The 7,508-nt window shown below is 72.6% G+C and carries 9 protein-coding genes; 5 read left to right on the forward strand and 4 right to left on the reverse strand.

Going from position 1 to position 7,508, the window contains the following annotated elements; genetic code table 11:
- Nucleotides 1-152 precede the first annotated feature (152 nt).
- Complete coding sequence (locus G4D87_RS29960) at nucleotides 153-740, forward strand: glutathione peroxidase (protein WP_163786118.1); 588 nt, start codon at nucleotides 153-155, stop codon at nucleotides 738-740.
- 130 nt (nucleotides 741-870) lie between these two features.
- Nucleotides 871-1,845: a DUF5996 family protein gene (locus tag G4D87_RS29965; protein WP_205507769.1), complete on the forward strand. Its 975-nt coding sequence runs from the start codon at nucleotides 871-873 to the stop codon at nucleotides 1,843-1,845.
- Nucleotides 1,846-1,897: 52 nt separating this feature from the next.
- On the opposite strand, the gene G4D87_RS29970 is transcribed toward G4D87_RS29965, so the two are convergent.
- The 4 genes from G4D87_RS29970 to G4D87_RS29985 form a co-directional block, all read right to left on the reverse strand.
- Nucleotides 1,898-2,479 (reverse strand): DUF4136 domain-containing protein, encoded by a 582-nt coding sequence (locus tag G4D87_RS29970; RefSeq protein ID WP_163786120.1) that lies wholly within the window; start codon nucleotides 2,477-2,479, stop codon nucleotides 1,898-1,900.
- A 107-nt stretch (nucleotides 2,480-2,586) separates the two neighbouring features.
- On the reverse strand, nucleotides 2,587-3,072 hold the full coding sequence (locus tag G4D87_RS29975; RefSeq protein ID WP_163786121.1) for a hypothetical protein: 486 nt from the start codon (nucleotides 3,070-3,072) through the stop codon (nucleotides 2,587-2,589).
- Nucleotides 3,069-3,590, reverse strand: coding sequence for a zf-HC2 domain-containing protein (locus G4D87_RS29980; protein WP_163786122.1), 522 nt, complete (start codon nucleotides 3,588-3,590; stop codon nucleotides 3,069-3,071). The genes G4D87_RS29975 and G4D87_RS29980 overlap by 4 nt, the downstream gene beginning before the upstream one ends.
- A complete protein-coding gene (locus tag G4D87_RS29985) occupies nucleotides 3,590-4,231 on the reverse strand; it encodes an RNA polymerase sigma factor (RefSeq protein WP_163786123.1) in 642 nt (213 codons plus the stop codon). The genes G4D87_RS29980 and G4D87_RS29985 overlap by 1 nt, the downstream gene beginning before the upstream one ends.
- 171 nt (nucleotides 4,232-4,402) lie before the next feature.
- Here G4D87_RS29985 and G4D87_RS29990 point away from each other — a divergent pair, with 171 nt between their 5' ends.
- Genes G4D87_RS29990 through G4D87_RS30000 form a run of 3 tightly spaced genes read left to right on the forward strand, consistent with a single transcriptional unit; the run spans nucleotide 4,403 to nucleotide 7,350 of the window.
- Nucleotides 4,403-4,981, forward strand: a complete 579-nt coding sequence (locus tag G4D87_RS29990) for a TIGR02265 family protein (RefSeq protein WP_240358721.1) — start codon at nucleotides 4,403-4,405, stop codon at nucleotides 4,979-4,981.
- 39 nt (nucleotides 4,982-5,020) lie between these two features.
- On the forward strand, nucleotides 5,021-6,190 hold the full coding sequence (locus tag G4D87_RS29995) for a YcaO-like family protein (RefSeq protein WP_163786125.1): 1,170 nt from the start codon (nucleotides 5,021-5,023) through the stop codon (nucleotides 6,188-6,190).
- Entirely contained in the window at nucleotides 6,187-7,350 is a 1,164-nt protein-coding gene (locus G4D87_RS30000) for a TfuA-like protein (protein ID WP_163786126.1), read from the forward strand. The genes G4D87_RS29995 and G4D87_RS30000 overlap by 4 nt, the downstream gene beginning before the upstream one ends.
- Nucleotides 7,351-7,508: the final 158 nt, after the last annotated feature.

A 7,508-nucleotide genomic window follows, 5' to 3' on the forward strand; every position in this document is an offset into this window, starting at 1 on the left:
GTCGCGGAGGGCACGCCTCGCGAGGTGGCGAAGCAGAAGACGCCCACCGGCCGGGTGCTCAAGTCGCTCTTTTCAGGCGAGGACACCCGCTCGCGTGCCGCGGCGCGACGTGCGTGAAACGAGGGGGCGACTGGGGCATCCTGGGGAGCGGCATGAAAACCCTCCCCTTGTTGACCCTGGCCTCGGCGCTGGTCCTCTCCCCGGCGCTGGCCGCGGCGCCGAAGCCCGTCCCCGCGAAGTCCGAACCCACGAGTGAGAAGAAGCCCATGTCCTTCCATGACCTCTCCGCAAACCGGCTCGATGGCAAGCCGGAGAAGCTGTCCGGCTACCAGGGCAAGGTCGTCCTGGTGGTGAACACCGCGTCGGAGTGTGGCTACACGCCGCAGTACGCCGGCCTGGAGAAGCTCCACCAGGAATACAAGGACAAGGGCCTGGTGGTGGTGGGCTTCCCGTCCAATGACTTCGGCGGCCAGGAGCCGGGCTCGTCGGAGGACATCAAGAAGTTCTGCGAGCTGCGCTTCAAGGTCACCTTTCCCATGTTCGAGAAGGTGAAGACGAAGGGGGACGGCCAGTCGCCCGTCTACGCGTTCCTGTCTCAGCACCACCCCGCGCCCAAGTGGAACTTCCACAAGTACGTGGTGGGCAAGGACGGTCAGGTGAAGGCCGGATTCCCCAGCGCGGTGACGCCGGACAGCGCCGAGCTGAAGGCGGCCATCGACAGCGCGCTCGCGCAGCCGTAGTCCCTGAGAGGGCGCGTGGGGGCTGGCCCTCTGGTCCCCGCCCTGGTGGCATGCGGCCCTGGCTGGCGCCCTGGCATGGGCGCCGGTGGGGGCTCACCCTGAATGCCGACTCGGCTTGAAGGGAGGCCCCATGGACACCCGGGACACGGCGTGGCCGCCGCTGCCGCTGGAGGCGTGGCAGGACACCTACGCCACGCTGCACCGGTACACGCAGGTCGTCGGCAAGGTGAAGCTGGCGCTGACGCCGCCGCAGAACCACTGGTGGAACGTCGCGTTCCGCGTGACGGCGCGGGGCATGACGACGGGGCTCATCCCCTTCGGAGATGGCGCCTTCGAGGTGGACTTCGACTTCCGCTCGCACGAGCTGCACGTGCACGCCAGCCGTGGGACGTCCCGGGTGATGGCGCTGGAGCCCCGGCCTGTCGCGGAGTTCTACCGGGACTTCATGGCCACGCTGCGCTCCATGGGCATCGAGGTGCGCATCTGGGAGCAGCCTGTCGAGATTCCCGACGACACTACGCCCTTCGGTGAGGACGGGCACCACGCCAGCTATGACGGTAAAGCCGTGGAGCGCTGGTGGCGAGCGCTGCTGCAGGCCACGCTCGTCTTCGAGGAGTTCCGCGCGCGCTTCACCGGCAAGTGCAGCCCGGTTCACTTCTTCTGGGGGAGCTTCGACCTGGCGGTGACGCGCTTCTCCGGCCGTCCCGCGCCGGACCGTCCCGGGGCGGACCCCATCACCCAGGAGGCGTACTGCGAGGAGGTCAGCAGCGCGGGCTTCTGGCCCGGCATGCAGGCCACGGGCGGCGCGGCCTTCTACAGCTATGCGGCCCCGGAGCCGGAGGGCTTCGCGCGCGCCAGTGTGCGCCCGGCCAAGGCCCGGTACGACGCTCACATCAAGGAGTACCTGCTGGCGTACGACGACGTGCGGCGCGCGGAGGACCCGAAGGCGTACCTGCTCGACTTCCTCCAGAGCACCTATGCGGCCTGCGCGGACCTGGGCGGCTGGGAGCGGGAGCGCTTGGAGCGGCCGCTCATCGTCCCCGAGTCCCAGCGCGCGTCCCGCGCCGTGGAGGAGGGGACGGCCGCCGAGCAGCCCGCGCCTTGACGCCTGGCCTCGCGGAGCGCGTCACCGCGAGGCCGGTGCGCGTGCGGGGCCTTCACTTCGCCTTGGGCGGGAAGCGCTCCAGCACGTCCTTCACGGACGCATCCAGCCGCTGCTGCTGCTGCTCCGCGCTGGCGTTCTCGTCCAGCTCCGCCTGGGCCGTGCCGCGCCAGACGAGCTGCCTGGACCGCGGGTCGACGATGTCGAGGATGAGCGAGCCCTCCTCGTACTCTCGCAGCTCCGTCTGCGGCATGGTGACGGCGCCGCCCGCGAAGAAGGGGTCCGTGAAGGGGCCGCCCCAGGGGTAGCCGTAGTAGGCGTCCACCGTCTCCGCCTTCAGCGCGTTGTGGATGGCGCCGTGCCAGCCGATGAGGAAGTCCGGGTTGGCGGTGGACGCCATCTTCTGGTAGCCGCGCGCCAGCAGGTAGCGGTCCACCGTCTGCTCGACGCGCGCGCCGACGATGGGGTTGTAGACGCGGTCGTCCTTGCCCGTGGGCTGCGGGAGCCAGGCATAGGTGCGGAACCCCTCCAGCTTCTGCACTGCGGAAGGGTCATAGTGGGTGTTCACGTCGATGCTGGAGCACGCGGCGAAAGCCAGGGCCAGCAACGGCGGGGCGATTCGGGTGAGCAGCCGCAAGGAAGCCTCCTCGGTGGCGGCGCGGTGCGCGCCGCTGCCTCCCTGACGGTAGCCACGGCATGGCGGGGCCCGCCGGGCGGGATGCCCGGTCCTCCCCGGCTTCGGTGCTAATCCCTCCCGGGCGCTCGCTTCATCTTCTGGCGGCCCTCGCCGCGCGCCAGGGTGAGCGCGAGCCGGGCGCGCTTCTCCTGGGGCAGCGTCTTCGCCAGCGTCAGGTACAGCTCCTTGTCGAGCGCCGCGATGCGCTCGCGTGCCTCGAAGGCCCCCAGCGCCGCCGCGTCCACCTGCGCCAGGGCCTCACTGTCGCCTCGCGCCGCCCGGTGGAGGATGCGCGCCGCTTCACGCACCTGCTTGCGCAGCGGGCGCCGGCGCTCGTCGAAGCGCTGCAGCGTCTCCTCCAGCTTCAGCGCCTGCGCGTTGTCCAGCCCCAGGGCCTCCGACAGCGCCAACACCTGCCGCAGCCGATGCCGCTGCTCCGCGCGCTCCAGCCGCTCCTCGAAGCGGGCCTCTCGCCCGGTGGGCGCGGCCACCGCCACCCAGGGCAGCAGGGCCAGCATCATCACCGCCATCCGCGTTCGCACCCTCGTCGTCACAGCGTCTCTCCCACATCGAAGTCGAGCGCTTCGTCCCAGCCCTCGGAGTCCTCGAGCAGCACCGCGTCCAGCGGCTCCAGCCCCGCCCAGGCCTCGATGGCGGCCATCGTCTCCGCGTCCAGCTCCTCGGCGTCGGTGGCGGGCGCCGCCGTCGCCGCCACGGGCGTCTTGGGTCCCAGGCCTGGCAGCCGCCACGCGCCGGGCACCAGCAGCACCACCGTCACCGCCGCGGCGGTGGCCACCAGCGCGCCCAGCGTCTTCAAGCCCAGGCCCTGGCGCCGGGCGCCGCGCCGCCACTCCGACAGCGTGCGCCGGGGCAGCTCCTGGAGCTCCGTCTTCTCCTGCGGCGACAGCGCGGGCAGCGCCACCAGCGAGAGCAGCTCCAGGGAGGACGCGAGCGCCTGCCGGCACCCCTCGCAGCCCTCCAGGTGCTGAATGAGCCCGAGCGCCTCGTCGTCCTCCAACGCCCCCGCGGCGTGCAGGTCCAGCCGCTGCTCCTGGTCAGGGCACGCAGTCATCAGTGCTTCTCCTCGGGCGCGCCCACCCGCGCCCTGAGGCGCTTCATCGCATGGTGGAACTGCACCTTCGCATTGTTCTCCGTGATGCCGAGCGTCTCGGCGATGTCCTTGAACGGCAGCCCGCCGTCCACGCGCAGCGTCAGCACCTCGCGCTGGCGGCGGGGCAGGGCGAGCACCTCGGCGCGCACCTGCCGCTCGCGCTCGGCCCGCTCCAGCCGCTCCTGCGCGGACTCCGACGAATCCTCCACCCCGTCGTCCGGCCCGGAGGCCACCAGCACCGGGCGCCACCGCTGGCCCTGACGGACGTGGTTCTTCGCCAGGTTGAGCGCGATGCGCACCAGCCAGGCCCGGAAGGGCGCCGGCCCCGAAGGCGTGAAGCGCGCGAAGACGCGGCGCGAGGCCTCCAGCGCCCGCAGGAAGGCGCTTTGCACCAGGTCCGCCGCGTCCTCCGGGCGCGTCACGTAGCGGCGCACCAGCGAGAAGACGAGCGAGCGGTGCCGCGTCACCAGCACCTCGAAGGCCGCCGGCTCACCCTCCAGGAAGGCGCGGCAGAGCGCCTCGTCCGGCGCGCGCTCCAGCCCCGCCCGGGCCATGCGCGCGGGGAGGGACACCACCCGGCCGCCTGTCTCCCTGATGCTCACGTGGCTCCAACCCCGGACGGAGATAAAGGTTAATTTCGGCCGATTTCCGACAATGATTTCCGGTTGTCCTTGTATTTCAAGGTATCAATCCAGGAAACATGCCTTCCCGGGTTGATGGCGGGCAGTCCACGCGGGGACAATGGGTGGGCGGTTGTTACCTGGGACGGGGGCATGTTGACCCAAGGAACTGGCTCACGCATCAAGGGCGGCGTGCTCATTTCGCGGCTCAACATGCTGCGCCAGCACGGTGGGCAGGTCGGGGTGGACGCGGTGTTGCGGCGGCTGCCCGCGGAGGACCAGGCGCTGCTGCGGAAGATGTTGCTTCCCGTCGGCTGGTACCCCCTGGAGCTGAACCTGCGGTTGGACGCGGCCATCGCCGGGGTGATGTCGCCCGAGGACAAGGACCGGGCCTTCCTGGAGATGGGGCGCGCTTCCGCCCACGAGGCGCTGCATGGCCCGCAGCACGTCTTCGTCAAGGCGGGCGAACCGCACTTCCTGCTGAGCCAGGCGCCGAAAATCTACCGCTTCTATTACGCGGTGGGCTCGCGCACGTATGAGCAGACAGGCCCCTGTGCGGCGGTGCTGCGGACCTTCGGCGCGGAGAACGTCACCGAGCCGGACTGTCTGACCATCATCGGCTGGCACGAGCGCGCCATCGAGCTGTGTGGCGGCCGAGCCGTGCACGTCACCCACCCCATGTGCCGGGCTCGGGGCGCACCGCACTGCGAGTACCACTGCGCGTGGGAGTGAGCGCCCGTCGGAGCTGCGTTCGGGCTAAGGTCCGCGCCCGTGCAGGCTCCCAGGGACGAGCTGTCTTCGCGGCGTTTTCAACAACGATTGGCCCAGGCGATGGGCGTGACGCGGGTGGCGCGGGTCACCGGGTTGGACCGGACCGGCGTGGAGGTGGCGTGCGCGGTGCGGCCGGGGGGCCATGTCCTCCAGGTGTGCAACGGCAAGGGCCTCTCCTACGACGACGCGGCCTGGGGCGCGCTGCTGGAGACGGCGGAGCTGTGGGCGGCGGAGACGGTGGTGCCGGACGCCTTCGTGTGGGGCTCGCGCGCGGAGCTGGAGGGCCACCTGGGCGAGCTGTGGGGCGCGGACGAACTGGGCTCGGCGGGGGCGCTGGTGGCGCCGCGCTTGTGGAGCCCGCACGTGCGCTGTGCCTGGCTCGAGGCGTGGAACCTGTCCTCCGGTGAGCCGGTGTGGGTGCCCGCGCAGGGCGTGCACGTGCCTCCCGCCGGGAGCCCCGGGGTGGGGCCGGTGGCGGTGGCGTGGACGAGCAACGGCTCCGGCGCGCACCCGGACGCGCGGCGGGCCCTGCTGCACGCGCTGCTGGAGGCGACGGAGCGGGACCAGCTCGCGCGGATGATGCCCGAGGGGTGGACGGAGGAGGTCATCCAGCGCCGGCTGCTGCGAACGCCCGAGCTGCGCGAGCGCGCGCCCGCCGTGGAGGCCCTGGCTGGAGCGCTGCGCGAGCGGGGCTTTGGCGTGTACCTCTTCGACGCCACGCCCGCCGCGCGCACGCGGGGCGCGGTGGGGCTGCCGGTGGGCGCGGCGGTGCTGGTGGACCTGGAAGAGGGCCCGGTGCCCCTCACCGCGGGGTATGCGTGCGCGTTGACGCGCGAGGCGGCCTTGCTGAAGGCCCTGCTGGAGGCGGCGCAGTCGCGGCTGACGGACATCCACGGCGCCCGCGAGGACGTGGCCGCCGCGGACCGGGAGGCGGCGCGGGGCTTCGCGGAGGCCTGTGCCCAGGTCCGTCCCCGGCGGCGCGCCGCGGACATGCCGGACCTGGGGGCGAAGGCGAAGGGCGCCGCGGCGGGGCAGGTGCGCCAGGTGCTGGCGCTGCTCCGGCGCGCGGGCTTCAAGCGGGCGGCGGCGGTGGCGTTGTCGTCCCCGGTGGAGGGCCTTCACGTTCAGAAGGTCGTGGTGCCGGGCATGCGCATCTCGGAGCTCCTATGAAGCGGCGTGTGGACCAGCTCGTGGTGTTCCTGGGCCCCTCTCTCCCGGAGGCCGAGGCGAAGCGGCTGGCGCCCTGCACGGTGCTGCCGCCCGCGAGGCAGGGGGACGTGTGGCGCGCGCTGCGGCTGCGGCCCCGGGCCATCGCCCTGGTGGATGGCGTCTTCGAGGCCCATCCCTCGGTGTGGCACCACGAGCTGCTGGCGGCGCTGGAGGCGGGCGTGGCCGTCTTCGGGGGCGGCAGCATGGGGGCCCTGCGCGCGGCGGAGCTGGCCCCGCACGGCGTGGTGGGCGTGGGGCGCATCTTCGAGTGGTACCGCGATGGCGTGGTGGTGGATGACTCGGAGGTGGCGCTGCTGCACGCGGACGGTGAGCACGGCTGGCGTCCGCTCACGGTGCCCCTGGTCAACGTCCGGCACGCGGCGGAGTGCGCGGCCCAGGCGCGGGTGCTGACGCGCGAGGCGGCCCGGGCGCTCGTCGACGCGGGCCAGTCCGTCTTCTACCAGGAGCGGACCTGGGCGCGCGTGCTGGAGGCCGTGGCGCCTCGCTGGTCGGCGTCCACCCGGGCCGCGTGGGACGCGTGGTCTCCGCGCGGCGTGGAGGACCTGAAGCGGCGGGACGCGCTCGCGTGCCTCCGGACGGCGGCGGAGTGGGTGGCCTCGGGTGCGCCCGCGCCGCACGGCGCCCCGCGTGCGCCGTCGTCCCTGGTCCGGCGCCGGCGGCTGGTGGATGACGTGACGGCGACGCAGGCGGGCGCCGTGTCCTCGGGGCAGGTGCTGGACGTCCTGCGTGAGTCCCCGGACGCGGCGGCGCTGGCCGAGGCGGGACTGCGGCGGGCGCTGCTCGCGGGCTGGGCGCGCACCCTGGGACTGGGCGCCTCCCCCGCCGAGGTGGCCGAGGAGGAGGCCCGCTGGTGGCAGGCCCAGCGCGTGCCCGCCTCGCGCCGTGAGGCCCACCTCGCCCGCCTGGGATTGGACGCGGTGGGGCTGCGGCGGCTGTGTGAGGAGCTCGCGCTGGAGCGGCTCGTCCTGACGCACTCCGCGCGCCTGCTGCCGGACGGCCCCTCCTGGGACGAAGCGCTGGCCTCCGAGGCGCGGCTGAGCGGGGCCTGGGCGGACGCCGCCGAGGCGGTGGACCCAACGGAGGGCGTTGGGTCTTCCTGAGCAGTGGACTTACCTCGCGGGTAAGTGAAAACGTGACATCCCCGGGGGAAACGATAAGGTCAACCCTGGAGGTTGCCCTTGTCCAGCCCCGCTCCCTGGGTGGTTACCGAGTCTTCCGCGCGAATGGCGCCGCCACGGGCCGTGCCTGTCTCTTATAC

Origin of the sequence: Myxococcus vastator (assembly GCF_010894475.1) — a bacterium.
GTDB lineage: Bacteria > Myxococcota > Myxococcia > Myxococcales > Myxococcaceae > Myxococcus > Myxococcus vastator.